General features: G+C 70.1%; 18 protein-coding genes. 10 read left to right on the top strand and 8 right to left on the bottom strand.

Features of this window, described 5'->3' with window-relative positions:
• Positions 1-136 precede the first annotated feature (136 nt).
• The 6 genes from J7F03_RS27920 to J7F03_RS27895 all read left to right on the top strand — a co-directional run bounded on the left by J7F03_RS27920 (position 137) and on the right by J7F03_RS27895 (position 5,834).
• Positions 137-934: an ABC transporter ATP-binding protein gene (locus J7F03_RS27920; protein ID WP_214954234.1), complete on the top strand. Its 798-nt coding sequence runs from the start codon at positions 137-139 to the stop codon at positions 932-934.
• A 104-nt stretch (positions 935-1,038) separates the two neighbouring features.
• Entirely contained in the window at positions 1,039-1,767 is a 729-nt protein-coding gene (locus tag J7F03_RS27915; RefSeq protein ID WP_251072609.1) for an ABC transporter ATP-binding protein, read from the top strand.
• Positions 1,764-2,654 carry a branched-chain amino acid ABC transporter permease gene (locus tag J7F03_RS27910; RefSeq protein WP_214954230.1) on the top strand — a complete coding sequence of 297 codons (891 nt, stop codon included), beginning with the start codon at positions 1,764-1,766 and terminating at the stop codon, positions 2,652-2,654. The genes J7F03_RS27915 and J7F03_RS27910 overlap by 4 nt, the downstream gene beginning before the upstream one ends.
• Positions 2,647-3,873 (top strand): branched-chain amino acid ABC transporter permease, encoded by a 1,227-nt coding sequence (locus J7F03_RS27905; protein ID WP_308379995.1) that lies wholly within the window; start codon positions 2,647-2,649, stop codon positions 3,871-3,873. Before J7F03_RS27910 ends, J7F03_RS27905 begins: the two co-directional genes overlap by 8 nt.
• A complete protein-coding gene (locus tag J7F03_RS27900; RefSeq protein WP_214954228.1) occupies positions 3,870-5,132 on the top strand; it encodes an ABC transporter substrate-binding protein in 1,263 nt (420 codons plus the stop codon). Before J7F03_RS27905 ends, J7F03_RS27900 begins: the two co-directional genes overlap by 4 nt.
• Positions 5,133-5,264: 132 nt before the next feature.
• The gene (locus J7F03_RS27895; RefSeq protein WP_214954226.1) at positions 5,265-5,834 is read left to right on the top strand and encodes a MepB family protein; all 570 of its coding nucleotides are present in this window, start codon (positions 5,265-5,267) and stop codon (positions 5,832-5,834) included.
• Between the two features lie 39 nt (positions 5,835-5,873).
• On the opposite strand, the gene J7F03_RS27890 is transcribed toward J7F03_RS27895, so the two are convergent.
• The 5 genes from J7F03_RS27890 to katG all read right to left on the bottom strand — a co-directional run bounded on the left by J7F03_RS27890 (position 5,874) and on the right by katG (position 12,231).
• Positions 5,874-6,740, bottom strand: coding sequence for a DMT family transporter (locus J7F03_RS27890; RefSeq protein ID WP_214954224.1), 867 nt, complete (start codon positions 6,738-6,740; stop codon positions 5,874-5,876).
• A gap of 351 nt (positions 6,741-7,091) precedes the next feature.
• Entirely contained in the window at positions 7,092-8,321 is a 1,230-nt protein-coding gene (locus tag J7F03_RS27885; RefSeq protein WP_214954222.1) for a sensor histidine kinase, read from the bottom strand.
• Between the two features lie 89 nt (positions 8,322-8,410).
• Positions 8,411-9,340, bottom strand: a complete 930-nt coding sequence (locus tag J7F03_RS42430) for a HEAT repeat domain-containing protein (protein WP_214954219.1) — start codon at positions 9,338-9,340, stop codon at positions 8,411-8,413.
• A 57-nt stretch (positions 9,341-9,397) separates the two neighbouring features.
• Positions 9,398-9,895, bottom strand: coding sequence for a hypothetical protein (locus tag J7F03_RS27875; RefSeq protein ID WP_214954217.1), 498 nt, complete (start codon positions 9,893-9,895; stop codon positions 9,398-9,400).
• Between the two features lie 104 nt (positions 9,896-9,999).
• Positions 10,000-12,231: a catalase/peroxidase HPI gene (katG, locus tag J7F03_RS27870; protein WP_214954215.1), complete on the bottom strand. Its 2,232-nt coding sequence runs from the start codon at positions 12,229-12,231 to the stop codon at positions 10,000-10,002.
• Between the two features lie 299 nt (positions 12,232-12,530).
• On the opposite strand from katG, the gene J7F03_RS27865 reads away from it, so the two are divergent.
• The 3 genes from J7F03_RS27865 to J7F03_RS27855 all read left to right on the top strand — a co-directional run bounded on the left by J7F03_RS27865 (position 12,531) and on the right by J7F03_RS27855 (position 15,913).
• Complete coding sequence (locus J7F03_RS27865; protein ID WP_214954213.1) at positions 12,531-12,941, top strand: Fur family transcriptional regulator; 411 nt, start codon at positions 12,531-12,533, stop codon at positions 12,939-12,941.
• 541 nt (positions 12,942-13,482) lie between these two features.
• Complete coding sequence (gene helR / locus J7F03_RS27860) at positions 13,483-15,651, top strand: RNA polymerase recycling motor ATPase HelR (RefSeq protein WP_214954211.1); 2,169 nt, start codon at positions 13,483-13,485, stop codon at positions 15,649-15,651.
• Positions 15,652-15,715: 64 nt separating this feature from the next.
• Positions 15,716-15,913 (top strand): hypothetical protein, encoded by a 198-nt coding sequence (locus J7F03_RS27855; protein WP_214954209.1) that lies wholly within the window; start codon positions 15,716-15,718, stop codon positions 15,911-15,913.
• Positions 15,914-15,948: 35 nt separating this feature from the next.
• Here J7F03_RS27855 and J7F03_RS27850 read toward each other — a convergent pair whose 3' ends face one another.
• The 3 genes from J7F03_RS27850 to J7F03_RS27840 all read right to left on the bottom strand — a co-directional run bounded on the left by J7F03_RS27850 (position 15,949) and on the right by J7F03_RS27840 (position 20,150).
• Positions 15,949-17,178: a serine hydrolase gene (locus J7F03_RS27850; RefSeq protein ID WP_214954207.1), complete on the bottom strand. Its 1,230-nt coding sequence runs from the start codon at positions 17,176-17,178 to the stop codon at positions 15,949-15,951.
• Between the two features lie 93 nt (positions 17,179-17,271).
• Positions 17,272-19,806 carry a tetratricopeptide repeat protein gene (locus J7F03_RS27845; protein WP_214954205.1) on the bottom strand — a complete coding sequence of 845 codons (2,535 nt, stop codon included), beginning with the start codon at positions 19,804-19,806 and terminating at the stop codon, positions 17,272-17,274.
• Positions 19,803-20,150 carry a hypothetical protein gene (locus J7F03_RS27840; RefSeq protein ID WP_214954203.1) on the bottom strand — a complete coding sequence of 116 codons (348 nt, stop codon included), beginning with the start codon at positions 20,148-20,150 and terminating at the stop codon, positions 19,803-19,805. The genes J7F03_RS27845 and J7F03_RS27840 overlap by 4 nt, the downstream gene beginning before the upstream one ends.
• 407 nt (positions 20,151-20,557) lie before the next feature.
• On the opposite strand from J7F03_RS27840, the gene J7F03_RS27835 reads away from it, so the two are divergent.
• Positions 20,558-21,286, top strand: a complete 729-nt coding sequence (locus J7F03_RS27835) for a 4'-phosphopantetheinyl transferase superfamily protein (protein ID WP_308379994.1) — start codon at positions 20,558-20,560, stop codon at positions 21,284-21,286.
• Positions 21,287-21,346 lie beyond the last annotated feature (60 nt).

Here is a 21,346-nt window from a genome sequence, read left to right as displayed (position 1 = left end):
CAGGTCTGTGCGTTTGCACAACGCACTCCGTCCGCAGCTGGTCATCGGCAGCGATTCCGCATCGGCCCGTGGACGCGGGCCCGGCCCGGTGCTGGGGTGTGCGCCAGCACAAGGCCGCCCAGAGAAGGGAGAGGACGTGGCTTCGCTACAGGTGCGTGCGCTGTCCGCCGGCTACGGACCGGTCCGGGCGCTGCGGTCCGTATCGCTCGACGTGCCCGCCGGCGCGGTGGTCGTCGTACTCGGCGGGAACGGCGCCGGAAAGTCGACGCTGCTGCGCGCGGTGTCCCGGACGCTCGCGTTCCACCGGGGCGCCGTGACGGACGGGACCATCAGCTTCGACGGCCGGCCGCTGGACGGGCTCGGCCCGGACCGGGTGGTCGCCGCCGGCGTGGTGCAAGTCCCCGAGGGACGGCAGGTGTTCACGCGGATGACCGTCGCGGACAACCTCCGCTGCGGGGCGCTGGGCGCCCGTTCTGGGTCCCGCGCGGACGTGGCTCGCTCCCTCGGCCGGGTGCACGAGCTGTTCCCCGTACTGGCAGAGCGGTCCCGGCAGCGCGCCGGCCTGCTGTCCGGCGGCGAGCAGCAGATGCTCGCCCTGGGCCGGGCGCTGATGGCCCGCCCCCGTCTGCTGCTCCTCGACGAGCCCACCCTCGGGCTGGCCCCCAAGATGGCCGCCTCCATCGCGAAGACCGTCACCGAGATCAACGCCTCCGGCACCTCGGTGCTCCTCGTCGAGCAGAACGCGGCCCTGGCCCTGCGCCTCTCCTCCCACGCCTACGTCCTGGAGGTCGGCGAGGTCACCCTCGACGGCCCGGCCACCGAGCTGGCCGCCTCCGACGAGGTCCGCCGCCGCTATCTCGGCATCACCGACGAGGCAGCACCGGTGCGGGCGCCGGCCGGGGCGCCCCGCGAGCTGCGCAGGTGGTCCGCGTGACCGCGTCCTGGTCGCCTCCCCCGCCGCCTTCCCCTTCCCCGCCGCCTTCCCCATCCCCTCCCCCGCCGCTCGCCGTCACCGACGTCACCGTCCGCTTCGCGGGCCTGACCGCACTCGACGGTGTCTCCTTCACCGTGGACCCCGGCAGCGTCCACGCCGTCATCGGACCCAACGGGGCGGGCAAGTCGACCTGCTTCAACGTGCTCTCCGGGGTCTACCGGGCCACCGGCGGCAGGGTCCGCTTCGGAACCGCCGAGCTCACCGGCCTGGCGCCGCACGACGTCGCGGCCCTGGGCATCGCCCGCACCTTCCAGAACCTGGCGCTCCCCCCTCACACCACCGTCGCCGACAGCCTGCTCCTGGGCCGCCACCGGCTGATGCGGTCCGGGTTCCTGGCCGCCGGACTGCGGCTGCCCGCCGCCGCCCGCGAGGACCGCCTGCACCGCGAACGCGTCCGGGAGATCGCCGAGTTCGTCGGTCTGGAGGGTGATCTCGGGGCCCCGGCGGGCTCCCTCCCGTACGGAAAGCAGAAGCTCGTCGAGCTCGCCCGGGCCCTGTGCATGGAGCCCCGGCTGCTCCTCCTCGACGAACCCGTCGCCGGCATGACCGCGGACGAGCGCCGCCGCACCGCCGCCGTCATCGCGGGCGTCCGGGACGGCCTCGGCATCTCGATCGTCCTGGTCGAACACGACATGGGGGTGGTGATGCGGCTCGCGGACGCGGTGACCGTACTCGACTTCGGCAGGCGCATCGGCGGCGGGACTCCCGCGCAGGTGCAGAACGATCCCGCGGTGATCCGCGCGTACCTCGGAGAGGAGGACCCGGCCGCGTGATCACTTTCCTCGAACTGCTCATCGGCGGAATCTCGATGGGTACCGTCTACGCGCTGATCGCCCTCGGCTTCGTGATCATCTTCAAGGCCACCGAGGTGGTCAACTTCGCCCACGCCTCCCTGCTGCTGGCCGGCGGGTACGTCACCGCGACCCTGCACGAGGAGCTCGGGTTCTGGCCCGCCCTCGCGGTCGGCACCCTCGCGGCCGCCGCGGTCGGGGCGGCCATCGAGTTCCTGGTGATGCGGCGCTACCGGGGCCAGGACCAGAGCGTGCTGGCCATCGTCACCATCGGCGTCGACATCCTCCTCATCACCGACCTCACCCGGCGCATCGGCACCGACGTGCTGCCGCTCGGCGACCCGTGGGGCGACCGCGTCGTCCATCTCGGCCCCGTCACCCTGGCACAGACCCGGATCGCCGCCATCCTGGCCGCCGGCCTGCTGATCACCGTCTTCCTGCTCGTGTTCCGCCACACCTCCTGGGGGGTGGCGATGCGCGCCGCCGCCGAACGGCCCGAGACCGCCGCGCTGATGGGCGTGCGCCTGGGGCGGGTCTCGCTCGCCGCCTGGGCGGTGGCCGGGGCGCTGGCCGCCGTCGCCGCGCTCTTCCTGACGGTCTTCCCGACGCCAGGCCTGGAGCGTGCCACCTCCTTGGCCGCGCTCAAGGCCTTCCCGGCGGCGATCCTCGGCGGCCTCGACTCCACCACCGGCGCTCTGGCCGGCGGACTGATCGTCGGAGTCACCGAGGCGCTGGCCACCGGCTACCAGGGCCAGCTGGCCTTCCTCGGCCGGGGCATCGGCGACCTCGCGCCGTACGTGGTCATGGTCGCAGTCCTCCTGGTCCGTCCGGCCGGACTCTTCGGTACGAAGGAGCTCGCCCGTGTCTGACACCCGGAGCCCCGCCGGGCACGCCGAGGACCCGGCCCGCACACCCACACCCACACCCACACCCACTCCCCCGAGTCGTGCGGCGGGGAACTCGCGCCCGCCGGGCGCCGTTGCCGGGAGGACCGTCCGGCCCGGGTGGCTCCGCACCCGGACCCGGACGGTGGCGGCGGCGGCCGCGGGCGCGGTGCTGCTCGCGCTGCCCTTCTACCTCGACCGGTTCTGGCTGCAGGCCGGGCTCTTCGCCATGGCCGCCGCCATCGGTGCCATCGGGCTCAACCTGCTGACCGGAGCCACGGGTCAACTGTCCATGGGCCACGCCTTCTTCCTCGCCGTGGGCGCGTACGGCTACTGCGCGCTCGCCGGGGACGGGAGCACGGCCGGCGGCCACACGCTCGTCGGGCTCGGCCTGCCCAGCTGGCTCGCCGCGATCCTCGCCGTCGCCGTCGCCGGGGCGGCGGGCGGTCTCTTCAGCCCGATCGCGGGCCGGCTGAGCGGCGCGTACCTCGGCATCGCGACCCTCGCGCTGATCTTCATCGGCCAGCACCTGCTCTTCAACGCCACCAGCCTCACCGGCGGCTTCAACGGTCGCGCCGTGGAGCCGCTGTCCCTCTTCGGCCTCACCTTCGACGACACCGAGACCGTCATCGCCGCCGTCCCCTTCCAGTCCGCCGAGAAGCTCTGGTACGTCGCCCTCGCCGCCCTCCTCGCCGGCTCCCTGTTCGCGCGCGGGATCCTGCGCGGCCGGCCCGGCCGTGCCATGAACGCCCTGCGCGACCACCGCATCGCCGCGGGGGTGATGGGAGTGCCGGTCGCCCGGACCCGGGCCGCCGTCTTCGTCCTGTCGTCGATGTACGCGGGGCTGGCCGGCGTACTGCTCGCCCTGGTCTTCCAGCGCACCGTGCCGGACTACTTCGGCATGGTCCTGTCCCTGGAGTACCTCGCCATGATCGTCATCGGCGGCCTCGGCACGGTCGCGGGCGCCGTGGTCGGCGCGGTCTTCGTCTCCCTGCTGCCCCAGCTCCTCGCCCGGTACAGCGACAGCCTCCCGTTGGTGTCCGCGCCCGGGACCGGCGGGGTCTCCCCGGGCGAGGCCTCCCGCTACCTCTACGGCGCGGCCGTCGTCGTGGTCGTCCTGTTCCTCCCCGGCGGCCTCGCCCGCATCGGCGGCACCACCCGGATCGTCCGGACCCGGTCCACACTCCCGAAGGAGCGCACGTGAACACAAGAAGGCTCGGTACCGCGGCCCTGGCGGCCGCACTCGTCCTGACCGGCGCCGCCGGGTGCAGCGGCAAGGCCAAGACCGATGCCGGTGACAAGCCCGCGGCCGGCGGCGTGAAGGCCGGAGCCGGGGTGAGCGACACGGTCATCCGGCTCGGCGCGCTCACCGACATGACCGGTGTCTACGCCTCGCTCGGCAAGAGCGTCACCCAGGCGCAGCAGCTCTGGGTCAAGCAGGCGAACGCGGCCGGCGGCATCTGCGGCCGCACGATCGAGCTGACCGTGCGCGACCACGGCTACGACCCCCAGAAGGCCCTCGCCGCCTACACCGAGCTGGAGCCCACGGTGCTGGGCTTCACCCAGTTCATCGGATCGCCGTTCGTCGCCGCCGTCGAGCAGCGGATCGACGGCCAGGACAAGGGCCTGGTCATCCCGCAGGCCTGGTCCGCCTCGCTGCTGGGCAGTCCGTACATCCGTACGGTGGGCGCGACGTACGACATCGAGACCGTCAACGCCATCGGCTTCCTGCTCGACCAGAAGCGGATCGCCTCGGGCGACAAGGTCGGGCACGTCTACTTCGAGGGCGACTACGGCGAGAACGCGCTCACCGGGGCCAAGCACGCGGCCAAGGAAGCCGGGCTGACCATCGTCGAACAGAAGATCAAGCCGACCGACAACGACATGACGGCCCAGGTCGCCGCACTCAAGCAGGCCGGGGTCAAGGCCGTGGTCGTCAGCGCCGGCCCCCGCCAGGCCGCCTCGCTCGTCGGGGTCGCCGCGGCCGGGGGGTGGAACGTACCGTTCGTCGGCAACAACTCGGCCTTCTCGCCCCAGCTGTTGGCCACCCCGGCCGGCGCGGCACTGCAGAAGGACTACTACGTCGCCTCCTCGGCCCTGCCGATCGGCTCCACCGAGGCGGGTCCGGCCGCGCTCGCCGCCGCGTACAAGGCGGAGTACCCGGATGCCGGTCTCGACAACGGCGTCGTGGCCGGATTCACCGCCGGCTCGCTCTTCGGGGAGGTGCTGAAGAAGGCCTGCGCCGACAAGGACCTGACCCGCGAGGGCATCCGCAAGGCGCTGCTGAGCCTGAAGTCCTACGACAACGGCTTCGGCATCACCCACGACTTCTCGGACCCCAAGGCCCCCTCGACCCGGCAGAGCGTGATCATGAAGCCCGACGCGACGGTCCCGGGCGGCATGAAGGTGGTGAAGGAGGCCTCGACGGCGCCCGCCGCGGCGAAGTTCACGCCCGCCTCCTGAGACACCGGGGCACGCGTACCCGTACGACGGCAAGGCCTTCGGACGGCCGGGACGTCCGAAGGCCCGCTCTCGCCCGGCTGGAGCGGGGGCAGGGTGAACACCGCACCCCAGGCACCGTGACAGGGTGAACCAATGACGACGAAGGACGAGCACGCGACCGGCCTCCACCCCGCCGGCCCCACACCCTGGTCGGATACCGCCCCGGTCCACAGCGATCTCCTGGCGGCGAAGGCGCTCGTCTACGACCCCTGCGGGTTCAGCTGTTCGCAGCCGGTCCCCGAGGCGGAGAGCGCCGAGTACGCCGCCCACACCTTCACCCTTGACGGCCTCTCCGTCCGGTTCCGCGCGGCCAGGACGACCCCGGCGAAGGCCGGACAGTTCGTCACCGTATGGAAGAGGTCCGCGACCGGACCCATCCAGCCCTTCGACACCGCGGACGCCGTCGACCTCTTCGTCATCAGCAGCCGCGACCAGCACCGCTTCGGCCAGTTCGTCTTCCCCATGGACGCGCTCCGCCGGCACGGTGTCGTCTCGGCGAACGACGCCGGCGGGAAGCGCGCCTTCCGCGTCTACCCGCCGTGGGTGGCCACCACCAACCGCCAGGCAGGCAGTGCGCAGGCATGGCAGCTGGACCACTTCCTGCACCTGCCCCAGGACGGGCCGGTCGACTCCGCGCGTGCCCGAGCGCTCTACCACCCGTAGAACGGCGCCGGCGAAACCACCGGGTCGTCCACGCGGCGCTCACGGCGCGCCGGGCTCGGCCCCCTCGCCGCCGCGCGCCAGGGCGAGTACTCCGGCGCCGATCAGGACCAGGCCGAGCAGCTGGGGGACCAACCACCAGTGCGTCCGCAGGTGTTCCTCGTACAGCAGCACCCCCAGCGCGACGCTCACGCCCGCGTCGCCGAGGGTCAGCGCGGGCTGCGAGGCGACCAGCGGGCCCCCCTGCATGGCGTGTTCGAGGAGCAGCAGGGCGCAGATGCCGCTCGCGGCGAAGGCGTACGTCTCCCACGTCCTCAGGAATCCGCCGATGCCCTCCTCGTCGAGTACGTGCATGGCCGACTTCATCAGAGCGGCCGTGAGCGCGTAGCAGACGGCGGTGGCCGCGCCGAGACATCCGGCCCGCATCCGGCCGGGCGGCCGTCGCAGTCCGACCGCGGCCAGTACGGCCACCGCCGCCGCGCAGGCCGCCAGTGCCAGGACCCACCGGTCGAGCGGGACGTGCGTACGGTTCCCGGCCGGCGAGGCGGCCACCAGTACGATCCCGAGCCCGGCCACCACTCCCACCACCGCGAGCCAGAGCGCGCCGGGCAGTCGGCTGCGCGCCACGAGCGAGGCGATCAGCAGCGCGAGCGGCAACTCCATTACGAACAAGGGCTGTACGAGGGCCAGCGCGCCCGTGGCGAGCGCGGCGGCCTGTCCGACGCCTGCCGCGATCACCGCCAGGATCCCGCCGATCCACAGCGGCCGCCGCATCAGGTCGAGGACGAGTCCGAACCGGAAGCCGTCGCTCTGCGGCACGGTGAGCGCCGCCCGCCGCTGGAGGACCGTCGCGAGCGCGTTGCTGAGCGCCGCGAACAGCGCGAAGAGGACCGGCGGTACGAAGCCCATGCCCCGATCCTCACCTCACCCGCAGCGACTCCCCCGCCCCGACACCACCCCGCGCCCGCCCGGCGCCGGTCATTCCCCCGTCCAGTCCCACGGGCGAGGGGTCTGCGCACTGCCCGGCGTGCCGATCAGTCGGCCGCACCGGGGTCGACGGCGATGCCGGGGGGCAGCTTGGCGTCGGCGTGGACCACGGCCCTTCGCAACTGCTCCGCCGTACAGGAAAGGGCCGTCGACAAGTCGGCACCGTCATACGCGGGAAAATGTCCCGTCGGCACCGGAGTACTCGCCTCCCGTTTCCCGGCCGGCGCCGCCGGAGTACGTCGGCGCCCCGTACCCCCGCGTGGGGCGGGGCGGTCATTCCGGTCGATCGTCCCCCCGCGGTACGGTCCGTGCGGAAGTCGGCAGAGTGAGGCACACGGCGTACCCGCCCTCGCTGCGGGGGCCGATGCCGATGGTTCCCCCGTAGAGCCTGGCCCGCTCGCGCATGCCGATCAGCCCGTGCCCGCCCCCCGGCGGCACTTTGGCCACGTCCCCTTCCGGTCCTCCTCCCCCTCCCGCGCCGTCGTCGGTGACCGTGACGCCGATGTGCGAGGGCCGGTAGTCGAGTTCGACGGTCACGCTGGCGTGCCGGGCGTGCTTGAGCACGTTGGTGAGGGCCTCCTGGACCACCCGGTAGGCGCACAGCTCCACCCCCGGGGCCAGCGCCCTCGGTTCCCCCGTGACCCGCAGCTCGACCGGCACCCCGACCGCCCGGACCCGCTCGGCCATCTCCGCCAGCCGGGACAGTCCCGGCATCGGCGCGTCACGGTCCCCCGTCCCGGCCCAGCCGGGCCCGGTCGCCTCCGCTCCACCCGCCCGGTCCTCGGGCTCGCCGGCCCGCAACAGGCTCAGCATCCGGCGCAGTTCGTCGAGTGCTTCGGAGCTGGTGTCCTCGATGGTGCGCAGGGCTGCCGTCGCGGTGGCGGGCGCGGAGGAGAAGACGAAGCGGGCCAGACCCGCCTGCACCGAGATGACGGACATGTGATGGGCCACGATGTCGTGCAATTCCCTTGCTATCCGGCCGCGTTCCTCGGCGACCTCCCGTCGGGCCCGTTCGTCCCGCTCCAGGCGCAGTTGCCGGGCCAGATCGGCCGCGCGCCGGGCGACCAGCCCGAACCGCCACAGCAGCGCCGGGAAGACGACGGCCTGGGCGACGACGGCGGCCATGGAGCCGCCGCCGGGCCCGTGCCCCAGGAGTCCGCCGTAGATCCAGATGGCGCTCATCAGCGCGGCGCACGCGAGCGAGGTCCGAGGCGGGCAGAGGGCGGCCACCGTGTACACGGTGAGCATGGGACCGAGGCAGTTCACCACGGGCCAGTAGCCGGCGGTGACGTACACGAACCACGCCAGCTGCACGAAGAGGCAGACCGCGACGGGCGCCTTCGTCCGGACGGCGCCCGGCACGTTGACCAGCCCCACCAGGAGGAATCCCGCGAGGTCGAGCTCCGGCCAGCCCTGCTGTACGGCCTCCCGGCCCAGCAGTACGGCGACACCGGTCTGCGCGACGGCCGTCAGCGCATCCATGTAAGAAGGGCGGATCCGCATCGCCGCAGCGTAGCCCGTGCGTCGGCGCGGCGCCTGCGACTCCCGGCCCCGGCCCCGGGTCGGACACGGGTCGAGGCCCGGGCGGAGCCTCACGTCAGATCGAGTGTCCGTGAAATGGCGTCGCGTACCGAGTCGTCCGTCTCGTTCGCCAGGTGTCGGCCGAGCACCTCCCGTAGCCGGGGCGGGAGGTGCCACGCCTGCGGCGTGCGCGTCGTCATCAGGATGGCCGCGAGGGCGCGGACGCCGGGGACCGGATCGGTGAGGGCGCGGGTGAGCAGGTCCCGGCCGTGTTCTCCCTGGGCGGCCAGGGCGCGGAGGATCGTTTCGCGGACAGCCGGGTGGGGCTCCGTGGTCAGCGCCCGCAGCAGTCGCCCGGGCAGGTCGACGCTCGGCTCCGGGTGGGTGATGAACGTGTAGGCGGCGGCTCGCCGCCTGGCCGGAAGTTCGTCGCCGAGGAGTGTGGCCACGAGCTGGACCTCGCTGCCGGCCATCTGGTCGGCGAACCAGTTGAGGTTGTGGTGTCCGGTCAGTACGAAGTCGAGCCACCGCTCGTACCAGGAAAGGAAATCGGGGTCGGCGTGGAAGCGGGGAGCGAAGAACCCCTCGCCGTTGGCCTCGACCAGGCGCCCGCGCCCGGGGCCTGTGACGACGAGCAGCGTGGAGTCGCTGCAGCCCCGGTAGACGACCTCGATGGTGCCGGGGAACGAGCCCGTGAGGTCTCCCCGGTCATCCGGGCCGGTGGGGACGTCCAGGTCGGGGACGATCGGGAAGGGTTCGGCGAGCCGTGCCGTGCCGGGCTGTCCGGTCCACTTCTCCATCGGCAGCAGCCCGTAGGTGGGACCGTATCCGCCGTGCCCGATCCGGGTGAGGAAGCGGCGGAATTCCTCGGGCAGCCGGACACCGTGCGTGTCCTCGAATTCCGAGATCTGCGCCTCGGTCAGCACGGGGCCGAGTACGGCCTTCTCCGCGTCCGGGAGCATGGAGAGCTTGGTTCGGATCCGGTTGATCCTGGCGTCCACAGGTACTTCTTCTCAAGGGGGAGAGGGGTCCGAGTCGCAAGTATGCAGGACCCGGGTTCAGAGGTGGTAGAAGAAGCGGATCCACCAATTGGGGTTGCCCACCCATGCCCAGTCGGTGTGGGCGCCGTCGTAGTCACGCTTCAAGAGGTGGTGCGGGACGCGTACGTACTCCAAGTCGGACAGCGCTGCTTCCAGGCGGAGGCCGTCCGCCTCGGCGACGGTGCCTTCGGTGAGGCCGGCGGACACGCGGTCGGGGAAACCGGAGGGCGGAGAGATCGAGGCGAGATCGCCGTGGTTGCTCAACCAGACTCGGATGGGCCACCGGGCTTCCGTCACCTCCGGCGGGACACTGACGGTGAAGTAGGCAGCGGCGTCCTGCATGCCGCCGACAGGGCAAGGACTTCCGAAATCGCGCTCCAGACGCTCGGACAGGGCTGTGGCCCGGTCCTTGGCCCGTTGATTGTCGAATCCGTCGGGGAACTCCATGTGCCGCGGGCCCGGCAGCCGGTCGAGTCGGTGCAGGAGTTCCAGAGCGAGCCGGCCTTCGTCGTTCACGTGTCCGATATACACGAAGAACACGAAGACCACGAAGAACCGCCACACGGGAAACGCCTACGGCCGTCCGGGCCGGCCGGTGTCGGCCGGCCCGGACTGCGTGATCAGACGAGGTCGAACCGGTCCAGGTTCATCACCTTGTCCCAGGCGGCGACGAAGTCCTTGACGAACTTCCCCTTCGCGTCGTCGCTCGCGTAGACCTCGGCGAGCGCGCGCAGCTCCGAGTTCGACCCGAAGACGAGGTCGGCGCGGCTGCCGGTCCACTTGACCTCGCCGGTGGCGCAGTCGCGGGCCTCGAAGGTGTTCGCGTCCTCGGACGTCGCCTTCCACGTCGTGCCCAGGTCGAGCAGGTTGACGAAGAAGTCGTTGGTCAGGGACCCGGGGGTCGTGGTGAGGACGCCGAGCTGCGACTGCTGGTGGTTCGCGCCCAGGACGCGCAGGCCGCCGACGAGGACCGTCATCTCGGGGGCGCTCAGGTTCAGCAGGTTCGCCTTGTCGAGCAGCAGGTACTCGGCCGGCAGGCGGTTGCCCTTGCCGAGGTAGTTGCGGAAGCCGTCGGCGGTCGGCTCGAGCGCGGCGAACGACTCCGCGTCGGTCTGCTCCTGCGAGGCGTCCACACGGCCCGGTGTGAAGGGGACCTCCACGTCGAAGCCGGCGTCCTTCGCGGCCTGCTCGACGCCCGCGGCGCCGGCCAGTACCACCAGGTCGGCCAGCGAGATCTGCTTGCCGCCGGCGCGGGCCGAGTTGAAGGACTCCCGGACGCCCTCCAGGGACCGCAGCACCGTCGCCAGCTCGTCGGGCTCGTTGACCTCCCAGCCGATCTGCGGCTGGAGGCGGATGCGCGCGCCGTTGGCACCGCCGCGCTTGTCGCTGCCGCGGAAGGACGAGGCCGACGCCCACGCCGTGGACACGAGCTGGGACGCCGACAGGCCCTGGCCGAGGATCTCCCTCTTGAGGGAGGCCACGTCCGCGGCGTCGACGAGCTCGTGGGTCACCGCGGGCAGGGGGTCCTGCCACAGCAGCGTCTCGGCCGGGACCTCGGGGCCGAGGTAGCGCACCGCGGGACCCATGTCGCGGTGGGTCAGCTTGAACCACGCGCGGGCGAAGGCGTCCGCGAAGTCGGCGGGGTTCTCGTGGAAACGCCGCGAGATCTGCTCGTAGGCCGGGTCGAAGCGCAGCGAGAGGTCGGTCGTGAGCATCGTCGGGGCGTGGCTCTTCGACGCGTCGTGGGCGTCGGGCACGGTGCCCGCACCGGCGCCGTCCTTCGGCCGCCACTGGTGGGCGCCGGCGGGGCTCTTGAACAGCTCCCACTCGTAGCCGAACAGGATGTCGAAGAAGGTGTTGTCCCACTCGGTCGGGGTGTTCGTCCAGATTCCCTCGAGCCCACTGGTGATCGCGTCACCGCCCTTGCCGGTGCCGAAGGAGTTGGCCCAGCCGAGGCCCTGCGCCTCGATCGGGGCGGCCTCGGGGTCGTCGCCGACGCTTTCCGCCGGGCCCGCGCCGTGGGTCTTGCCGAAGGTGTGGCCGCCCGCGATCAGGGCGACGGTCTCCTCGTCGTTCATCGCCATCCGGCGGAACGTCTCGCGGATGTCGCGAGCGGCGGCGATCGGGTCCGGAGTGCCGTTCGGGCCCTCGGGGTTGACGTAGATGAGGCCCATCTGGACGGCGCCGAGGGGGCTCTCCAGCTCACGTTCGCCGGTGTAGCGCTCGTCGTCGAGCCAGGTGGTCTCGGGGCCCCAGTAGACGTCCTCGTCGGGCTCCCAGACGTCCGCGCGGCCGCCGCCGAAGCCGAAGGTCTCGAAGCCCATCTGCTCCAGGGCGACGTTGCCGGTGAGGATCATGAGGTCGGCCCACGAGAGGCTCTGGCCGTACTTCTTCTTCACCGGCCACAGCAGGCGGCGGGCCTTGTCGAGGTTGCCGTTGTCCGGCCAGCTGTTGAGGGGCGCGAAGCGCTGCTGGCCGGCCCCGGCGCCACCGCGGCCGTCGCTGATCCGGTAGGTGCCCGCGCTGTGCCAGGCCATGCGGATCATGAACGGGCCGTAGTGGCCGAAGTCGGCGGGCCACCAGTCCTGCGAGGTGGTCAGTATCTGCGCGATGTCCTGTTTGACCGCCGGGAGGTCGAGCGTTTTGAACGCCTCGGCGTAGTCGAAGTCCTGGCCGAGGGGGTTGGCCACGGCGGGGTTCTTGGCAAGGATCTTCAGGTTGAGCCGCTCGGGCCACCACTGGCGGTTTCCGCCGCCCTGGGTCGGGTGCGGGGCGCGCTCGTGCGCGACCGGGCAACCCCCCGCGCCCTCCGCCTTCGCGTCTACGACGATTGCATCATGGTTCTCAGACATGGGAATCCTTCCGGACCGGACCAGGCGGCCTCGGTGATCAGGAACTGCATGCGGTGGAACATTCTGGGCGCGGGGCCCGGGTAACGGGCCCCGGCTTGGCGGGACTTACCGGCGCCGAGGTCGGTCACATCCAGTCTCCCGCTGCTCTGGAGTCTTCCTGTCCCTTGGCTGTCAACGAATCCGATCCTACGATGGACAGAATCCAAGTCAAGAAAGACACCAAGGCCACATCCAGTCGGATCCCGGACGTCCGTCGGTAGTTCCGCGATGTCCCACCGAACCTGAAAGGTTGAGCCGATATGAGTGACCTGCTGGAACGGCTGCGAGGGCGCGGCTGGCGGATGACATCGCAGAGGCGCGTCGTCGCGCAGGTGCTCGACGGCGACCACGTGCACCTCACGGCCGACGAGGTGCACGCCCGCGCGGTGGAGCGGCTGCCGGAGATCTCCCGGGCCACGGTCTACAACGCCCTGGGCGAAATGGTCTCCCTCGGCGAGGTCTTGGAGGTCACCTCCGACGGCCGGGCGAAACGCTACGATCCCAACGCCCACCACCCGCACCAGCACTTGGTCTGTTCCGGCTGCGGCCTGATCCGCGACGTCCACCCGAGCGGTGACCCGCTGGCCGACCTCCCGGACGGGGAACGGTTCGGCTTCACGGTGTCCGGGGTCGAGGTCACCTACCGCGGGCTGTGCGCTTCCTGCGCGTAGGCAGCGGCTCCCGCTGTCGCACCCCGTCGACCTCTCCCAGCAGCGCCGCGCCCATCCGCGGCGGACCGCCGGCCTGTGAACCCGGCGGGCCCGCCCGGCCGCGGTGAGTATCCGTACCCACGCACGTCAAACCGCGGAATGGAGGCTGCCGCTGTCCTGACGGACAGTCGCAGCAGGCGTGCTCGTGAGGCCGGCGAAATCGCTGTACGCGGTGCGTCGCCGATGCGCGGAAGGGCTTGTCCGTCCAGAGCGGACGAGGAAGGCAAAAAGGAATACCCACTCCTTGCCACTCTCAATTTATAACGCACTGGGGGGCTTGCGGCAAGGCCCCGGCCGTCGGGCAGAATCGCGGACCGAAGCCAGAAGCTGCAGAAATGGGAGATTCACGAAGTGCGTGTGCTGTTGTCGGTTCATGGGTCGTGCGGTGACGTCGAGTCAGTGGGGGGAAGCGCATCGCGGGTACGAGCACTCGGCACCGGGACGCGGCGGGTGTGCGCGCCGCCGGCCGTGGCGTCAGCGACCTCGGATCGGGGCTGATGACATGAACCCCTTGACCACCAGCGCCTTCGACCTTCCCGACCACCTCTCCCCCAAGGCCGACCCGGCGCTGATCGACGCCGACGATCGGCACTTCGCGGCCATATCGGAGAGCCTCGAGCAGACGATCGCCGAACTGTCCGACCGCCTCGAGGCCGCGCGCAAGGCGCCCGGCGGCATCGGCCGGGAGGCGATGGACCGGGACATCGAGATCCACCGTCTGACCGGTCGCCTGCGCACCTTGCGTCGCTTCGGTCTGGACCTGTGCCTGGGCCACACCGTCCCTGCGGACAGCTCCGAGCCCGTGTACATCGGACGCCTCGGCCTCACCGACAGCGAGGGGCGCCGACTGCTGCTCGACTGGCGCTCCCCCGCGGCCGAGCCGTTCTTCGCCGCGACCCACGCCAACCCGATGGGTCTGGCGAGCCGCCGCAGGTACCGCTGGAACCGCGGCCGGATCAGCGACTACTGGGACGAGGTGTTCACCAGCGACGGACTCGACGGGCACGCCGCTCTCGACGACCAGTCCGCCTTCATCGCCAGCCTGGGCGGCAACCGGTCGGCCCGGATGCGCGACGTGCTCGCCACCATCCAGTCCGACCAGGACGCCGTCATCCGGGCGGGATCCCGGGGCGCACTCGTCGTCGACGGCGGCCCGGGTACGGGCAAGACCGTCGTCGCCCTGCACCGCGCCGCCCACCTCCTCTACTCCGACCCCCGTCTCGGCCACCGTCGCGGCGGCGTGCTGTTCGTCGGTCCGCACCAGCCCTACTTGGCCTACGTCGCCGATGTCCTGCCCAGCCTCGGCGAGGAGGGCGTGCAGACCTGCACCTTGCGCGATCTCGTCACCGAGGGAGCCGTGGCAGCGATCGAGCCCGACCCGGACGTGGCCCTGCTGAAGTCGTCCGCGGACCTGGTGAAGGCGATCGAGGCGGCCGTCGCCATCTACGAGGAGCCGCCCACCAAGGGGATGACGGTCTCGAGCCACTGGTCCGACATCTGGCTGAGCGCCGACGATTGGGCGGCTGCGTTCGAAGCGGTGGAACCGGGCACTCCGCACAACGAGGCGCGTGACCAGATCCGGGAGGAACTGCTCACGATCCTGATGGACAAGGACGACAGCGAGGTCTCGCCCGAGCTGCTCCGGAGGTCCTTGCTGCAGGACCGGGAACTGATCGCCACCCTCAACGGTGCGTGGCCGATGCTCGAAGCCGGTGACCTCGTCGGAGACCTGTGGTCGGTACCCGCGTACCTGCGCAAGTGCGCTCCCTGGCTCGGCCCCGACGAGGTCCGCACCCTGCAGCGCGAGGACGCCCAGGCCTGGACGGTGTCCGACCTGCCGCTCCTGGACGCGGCACGCCAGCGGCTCGGCGACGCGGAGGCGTCACTGCGCAAGCGCCGCAACGAGGCCTCCGTCGCCGCCGAACGCGCGCGCAGGGCCGACGCCATCGACGGCATGCTGCAGAACGTCCTGATCGACGAGAGCGAAGGCGCGGTGGGGATGCTGCGCGGCCGCGACATGCAGGACACCCTGATCGACGAGAGCGCGCTGCCCGGAACCGAACCGGATCTGCTCGCCGGACCGTTCGCGCACGTCATCGTGGACGAGGCGCAGGAGCTGACCGACGCCGAGTGGCAGATGCTGCTGCTCCGCTGCCCGTCCCGGAGCTTCACCATCGTCGGTGACCGCGCCCAGGCCCGGCACGGGTTCACGGAGTCGTGGCGGGAACGGCTCGAGCGGGTCGGGCTCGACCGGATCGACGTGGCTTCCCTGAGCATCAACTACCGTACGCCGGAAGAGGTGATGGCGGAAGCCGAGCTGGTCATCCGCGCGGCGCTCCCGGACGCCAACGTGCCGACCTCCATCCGCAGCAACGGCATCCCCGTCGTCCACGGATCGGTGGCGGATCTGGACTCGATCCTGGACACCTGGCTCGCTGCACACGCCGAGGGAATCGCCTGTGTCATCGGCACGGGTGACATCGACGACGGCAGGTTCCGGACGACATCCCGCGTCCGGTCGCTGACGCCGGAACTGACGAAGGGGCTCGAGTTCGACCTGGTCGTCCTCATCGACCCGGAGACGTTCGGCGAGGGCATCGAAGGAGCCGTCGACCGCTACGTCGCGATGACCCGCGCGACCCGGCAACTCGTCATCCTGACGACGTCCTGAGGGGGGATCCGCGGATCCGTGTCAGCCGGGGTGACATGCGGGCTCCTCCAGCGTTGTTCCCGGTATGGACGAGGACGAGACCGGGGAACTGCTGGACGTACTCCTCGACGGAGTGACCGAACCGCGCCTGAAGCTGGTCAGCAACGACGAGGCCCGTGCGCTGATGGTGCTCCTCGGGCTGCTCGACGACGCCGAGCGGTCCGAGGACATCCGCCGGGCCGCGACCGAAATGCGGTCGCGGCCCGGCTCCCGCCTGCCGTAGGGCGTTCCGACGAGCCCGCGTCCACCCTGCGGCCGTCAGTCGCTTGTGGGTGCCAGCGGCTTGCGGCCGGGGTATACGTGATCGGGGGTCACGATGCTGGTGACCGCCTCGCCGAAGAGCGTGCTGGGCTCCTGGCCGTCGGTCTGGCTGTCGGTGTTGAGGACGATGACCATCGTCGCCTGCGCCTCGGGGAGGTGGACGGGCAGGACCTCGTAGCCGGGGATCGAGCCGTTGTGGCCGATCCAGCCCTGAATGTTGAAGATGCCCAGCCCGTAGCCGTCACCGGGGATGTCCATCGGGGTGGTCTTCAGGCGCTCGGCCTGGGTCGCGGGCGTCAGCAGTGTGCCGGTGGCGAGGGTGCGGGCCCAGCTGCGCAAGTCCTGTAGGTCGGAGATCATCGCGCCGGCAGCCCAGGCCCAGGAGGGGTTCCAGTGGGTCGAGTCCTCGGTCTTGCCCGAGGCTGTCTGGTCGGTGTAGCCGTGTGCGTACGGATCCAACATGTCCGCACTCGTGGGGAAGATGGTGCTCCGGAGCCCGGCCGGCTCCAGGACGTCCTGCTTGATGACCTCGTGGAGCGGCCGGCCGGTGACCTTCTCCACCACCAGGCCGAGCAGGATCAGGTTGGTGTTGGAGTAGTCGAACTCCGCTCCCGGCTCGAACTGCACCGGGTGCTCGAAGGAGTAGTCGAGCAACTGCTGTGGCGCGAAGGACTGTTCCGGATCGGCTTGGAGCTTCTTGATGAAGTCCTCGTCCAAGCTGAAGTTGAAGAGCCCGCTGCGCATGCCCGCCAATTGGCGCAGGGTGATGCGGTCCCCGTTCGGAACGCCTGAGATGTACTTGCCGATGGGGTCGTCCAGACCGATCTTCCCCTTGTCCACCTGCTGGAGGAGGGCGGTCACCGTGAACGTCTTGGTCTCGCTGCCGATGCGCACGTGGAGCCCCGCCTCCATGGGAGCACCCGTCGCCTTGTCCGCCACGCCGAAGGACTTCAGGTAACTCCCCTTACCGGGGGCCCACAGCCCCACGGTCACACCCGGCACCTTCGTCTCACTCATGACCTGGCGCACGGCCTCGTCCAGTTGCGCCGCGACGGCCGGGGTGAGCTGCGGGAACTCCGTGTCGGTGTCCGGGGAGGGGGCGGCGGGAGCGGAGAGTGCCGGAGCGCCCGCTCCGTACGCGGAGCCCGCGACCGCCGGGGCGACGAGCACACCTACGGCGGCTGCGGCCACGCAGGCCCGGCGCAGCCGGATGTGGGTTGACTTCACGGCATGCTCTCCTGTCGTCCGAGGACCTCAGGCAACAAGACCAGCCTAGGCCTGAGCCACCCCGGTCGCGAGGCGAGCCGGTCCCGCGGCCCGTCAATCATCTGCGGCCCTCAGGAGGCTTGCGAGACTTTGCTCGCCCGCCTCCTCACGCAGGTGGTCTTCGTAATCCCTGAATATGCCGACAGCTTCTCGCAAATGACTTACCGCCAGCCTCGTACTACCCTGCGCGGCGTGCACCTTGGAGAGTTCGCACAGAGATACCGCACGCCACCATTCAGCATCAATCCGATCGAATATATCGACACTTCCGGCCAGCACGTCGATCGCTTCCTGCGGACGCTCCGCGCCCATATGGCATCGACCTGCACTGACCATCGTCACCGCTACCCACCACTGGTCACCGAAACGCTCGAATATCGGCAGCGATTCGTCAAAGCATGACATGGCATCATCCCATTGCCCACGACCCAAATGCACGTCACCGATGCCGAGTATCGTCAAGGCCTGCCACCAACTTGCGTGCAACGCTTCAAAAAAGCCAAGACAATCATCGAACACCCGATGCGCATGATCGAGGCGGCCTTGCTGACAATAGGCCATGCCGAGACTGACGTTTGCCGTCATCTCCCACCACTTGTCACCAGCGTCTCGCAGTATGGAGATGCCGGATTCGAAGCATGAGATCGCTTCACCGGGCAGTCCCCGGTATCTGTTCATGATCCCGAGACTCACCAAAGCGAAACCCTCGGATCTGCGATCACCCAGTTCACGAAAGATCGAAAGGGCAAGATTGGCGCACCTCGCCCCCTCTTTCCATCGGCTCCGGTCCATCGCTATGTCCCCCATACCGGAAAGGACTGAGGCCTCCCACCAGCGATCCCCATACTCTCGGAGAATCGGCAGTGCCACGTCGTAGGAGTTCAATGCCGAATCCCAGCCGCCCCTATCCCTGTGCGTCTTTCCTAGGCGCGCAAGAGTAACCGCCGTCTCGTGTACGTCATTCGAGCCCCGAAAAATAAGAATGCACCGCTCGAACGCCGAGATCGCCTTATCCCAATGCCCCTGCACATGCTCCAACAAAGCGAGATTCCTCAGGGACCTCGCCTCCGCTCTGGAATCGCCGGACCGAGCTACAGCCATGAAGGCGATCGAGTGGGTTTCCCTCCACTCGCTCCATAGCGACTGGAGCTCGAAGAACGGGACGAGGCTTTCGGTGAGTCTCCAACATGTTTCGTCCAGCCCGGAGGCATAACATTGCTTCACGACGGCGACCAGCGACTGCTGCTCGGCCTCGAACCAGCGTGTCGCAAGCCGCACCGGCGACTCCCAGCCGGTTGCCTCGCCCTCCAAGTCCGCGAACCTCGCTTGAGCCCAACCGCCGGCCTCCTCGCAGAGGTCGGCTCGCCCTGGGTACAGACGCGCGCCCATGGTTCTGGTTTGACCCAGATACCAATCGAAGGCGCGCCGAAGCGAGACGGAACGCTCATCGGTTTCGACTCCTTCGCTGCATTCGACGGCAAGGAGACGAACGAGATCATGCAATTTATATCGATCGCCGACAACTTGGAGAAGCTGAGCGTCCACCAACTCCGCCAGAGAGCTCTCCACCTCATCTCGCCCTCCACCGCTGAGTTCGGCAATCATTCCGAGGCAGAGCACGGGAATCCTCAACAATCCGAGTAATCCGAAAACCCTGGACGCCTCCGGAGACAGAGCCCTGTGACTCGCAGCAAATGTTGCGCGTACGGCCCTTCGCCCGTCTGTCAGCCGATCCAGACGACGATCTTCACCTTTGAGCTGTTGGAGCAACGACGAGATGGGTAGCTGAACCCTGGCCGGTGTCGTCATGGAAGCACCTGCGATGCGCAATGCCAAGGGCAGCCCGGCACACAGATCGACGACTCGACGTGATGCATCGAGATCTCTGTGCACACGATCGCCCACCAAGCGGGCGAGCAGGCCGATCCCTTCGTCTTCCAAAAGCACCGGCAAGGGGTACCGCTCAACCCCATCGAGACCGGGCAAGGCCGATCGGCTGGTAATGATTGCTGCGCAAGCCGCACTCGCCGGCAAAAGCGGCTCGACTTGCTCGGCACGGCTTGCATCGTCGAGCACGATGAGTGCCCTGCGATCAACCAGAAGCGATCGGTAGAGGGCGACCTTCCCATCGAAGTCCTGGGGCGCCCTGCTCGGGTCGAGGCCCAAGGACCTCATGAGATGGTCAAGGGCCGCATTCGAAGTCGTGGTGGCGATGTCGCTCCCGCCGAGAGCAACCATCAACTGCGCGTCCGGGAATGCGGATTTGATCCTGTGGGCCAGATGTACGGCAAGAGTCGTCTTCCCCACGCCGCCCATCCCGTATACGAGAAGGATCGGAGGAGCATCTTCGATTCCGTGGCCGTGGCCGTGGCCGCGTCCGAAGAACTGTTCCAGCTCGTTCAGCGGCGCCGTCCGACCAGTGAAGTCGGCGAGCGCGCGTGGCAGCTGGTGCATCGCCGGCACGAGCGACGGTGAAGCAGTGTTGTAGATAGTGGTGTTCTGGGTGTTGCCGCTCCCGTGGTTGATCTGTACCCCTTGGCCGCCGGCGGCATCCCCTGTGCGGTTGCCGTGGCCGGACACGCCCGTCATGAGGGTCCGCCGAAGGTGTTGTTCTGGGTGCCGCCGCCCTGCTGGTTGATCTGCACCCCCTGGGACCGGCTCACGTTGGTCACGCCGTTACCTGCTTGCTCGACCGACTGGGGCGGCTGAGGCTGAGGCAGGTGAGGCGACTGAGGCTGGGACGGTGCCCGAGTAGGCAGCAGGTACGGAGCGAGCAGAGCAGCCAAGGCGATCAACAGACTGATGGCGCTGCTGACTTTGTCCGCCTTGTCCAGTCCGCTGGTGACGAGGTACGCGGCGAGCGCGGCAAGGACGAGTGCGGCGAGAATTCGTCCTGTCCAGATCCAGGCCTGATTCCGCCGTGGCATAGGCATGATGCGTCCTCCCCTGGCCGACGAATGGGCGGCTTCACCCCCGCGTTGGCGTGACACGTGACCCGGAGCCGAAGGCGGCCTCGCTCCCCTACGTGGTGGTGCCACACCGGATCCGCGACGGTCACGGTGCGCAGGTCGAGCCGCGCCGCGGCGGATGCGGGCTACGCCGTACAGGTACTCCCTCGCTGCCCGTGCGGCAAGGTGTGCACGTGCGATGAACGTGATGCGGTGTCGGTCGGCAGATTCGGTTGCGGTCCGGGTGAAGCCGGTGAGCGCATTCCGCAAGGACGGGTGGGGCGCACAGGTCGGTCCGTGCTGTGCCGTCAAGCCACCGGATACGCCGCATGCAGTACGCCCGCGCCGGCCGCACGGGGTCGGGGCCATCCGGCTCGTCTACCCTCATCGACGTGGGTACGTACGTGAACCGGCTCGGCAGCAGCGCGCCGCGGATCGGCGCGCTGTCCGCGGACTCGGATGTGGCGGTGTGGGCCCTGGCCGCCACTTCGGACGTCGTCGGCGGGTACCCGGTCGCCGAGGCCCTGCCGATGCTCGACGCCGCCGAGCGGGACCGGGCCGGCCGGCTGCTGCGGGAGGGCGACCGGCGGCGCTACCTGGCCTCGCACGTGGGGCTTCGGGTGCTGCTCGGCGGCTACCTCGGGCTGGCGCCGGCGGACGTGGTGCTGGTCCGCGACACGTGCCCGTGCTGTGGCGGCCCGCACGGCCGGCCCGCCGTGGACGGCGCCGCCCCGCACTTCTCCCTCTCGCACAGCGACGACATGGCCTACTTCGCCTTCGCGGGGGTGCCGGTCGGCGTAGACGTGCAGGCGATTTCGACCCCGGCCGCGGTGGCCGACGTACTGGCCGCCCTGCACCCGGCGGAGACCGCGGAGCTGACCGCGCTCCCGGAGGCGGACCGGCCGGCAGCGACGGGCCGGGTGTGGTCCCGCAAGGAGGCCTGCCTCAAGGCCACCGGTGTGGGCCTGGCGCGCGGTCTGGCCGAGCCGTACGTCAGTTCCGCACGGACCCCGGCCGCGGTCCCCGGCTGGACCTTGACCGACCTGCCGGCCCCACCCGGGTACACGGCGGCGCTCGCTGTCGCCACCACGGCCTCCGTGTCGGCCGACGCTCGCGCCTGACGACCGCGCGGGACCGTCACCCTCGATGGGACTGGCGACGCCAACCGAGCGCTCGTCGCC

Origin of the sequence: Streptomyces sp. ISL-43 (genome assembly GCF_018614195.1) — a bacterium.
GTDB lineage: Bacteria > Actinomycetota > Actinomycetes > Streptomycetales > Streptomycetaceae > Streptomyces.
The sequence above is the reverse complement of the archived record's forward strand: the minus strand, read 5'-3'. Positions and strand labels throughout refer to the sequence as shown.

Coding starts and splice junctions, on each gene's coding strand:
- J7F03_RS27885 (WP_214954222.1), bottom strand. CDS start 8,321: ATGCGGATCCGCCCTTCTTACATGGATGCGCTGACGGCCGTCGCGCAG.
- J7F03_RS27855 (WP_214954209.1), top strand. CDS start 15,716: ATGGACGAGGACGAGACCGGGGAACTGCTGGACGTACTCCTCGACGGA.
- J7F03_RS27845 (WP_214954205.1), bottom strand. CDS start 19,806: ATGACGGGCGTGTCCGGCCACGGCAACCGCACAGGGGATGCCGCCGGC.
- J7F03_RS27865 (WP_214954213.1), top strand. CDS start 12,531: ATGAGTGACCTGCTGGAACGGCTGCGAGGGCGCGGCTGGCGGATGACA.
- J7F03_RS27895 (WP_214954226.1), top strand. CDS start 5,265: ATGACGACGAAGGACGAGCACGCGACCGGCCTCCACCCCGCCGGCCCC.
- J7F03_RS27840 (WP_214954203.1), bottom strand. CDS start 20,150: ATGCCTATGCCACGGCGGAATCAGGCCTGGATCTGGACAGGACGAATT.
- J7F03_RS27890 (WP_214954224.1), bottom strand. CDS start 6,740: ATGGGCTTCGTACCGCCGGTCCTCTTCGCGCTGTTCGCGGCGCTCAGC.
- helR (WP_214954211.1), top strand. CDS start 13,483: ATGAACCCCTTGACCACCAGCGCCTTCGACCTTCCCGACCACCTCTCC.
- katG (WP_214954215.1), bottom strand. CDS start 12,231: ATGTCTGAGAACCATGATGCAATCGTCGTAGACGCGAAGGCGGAGGGC.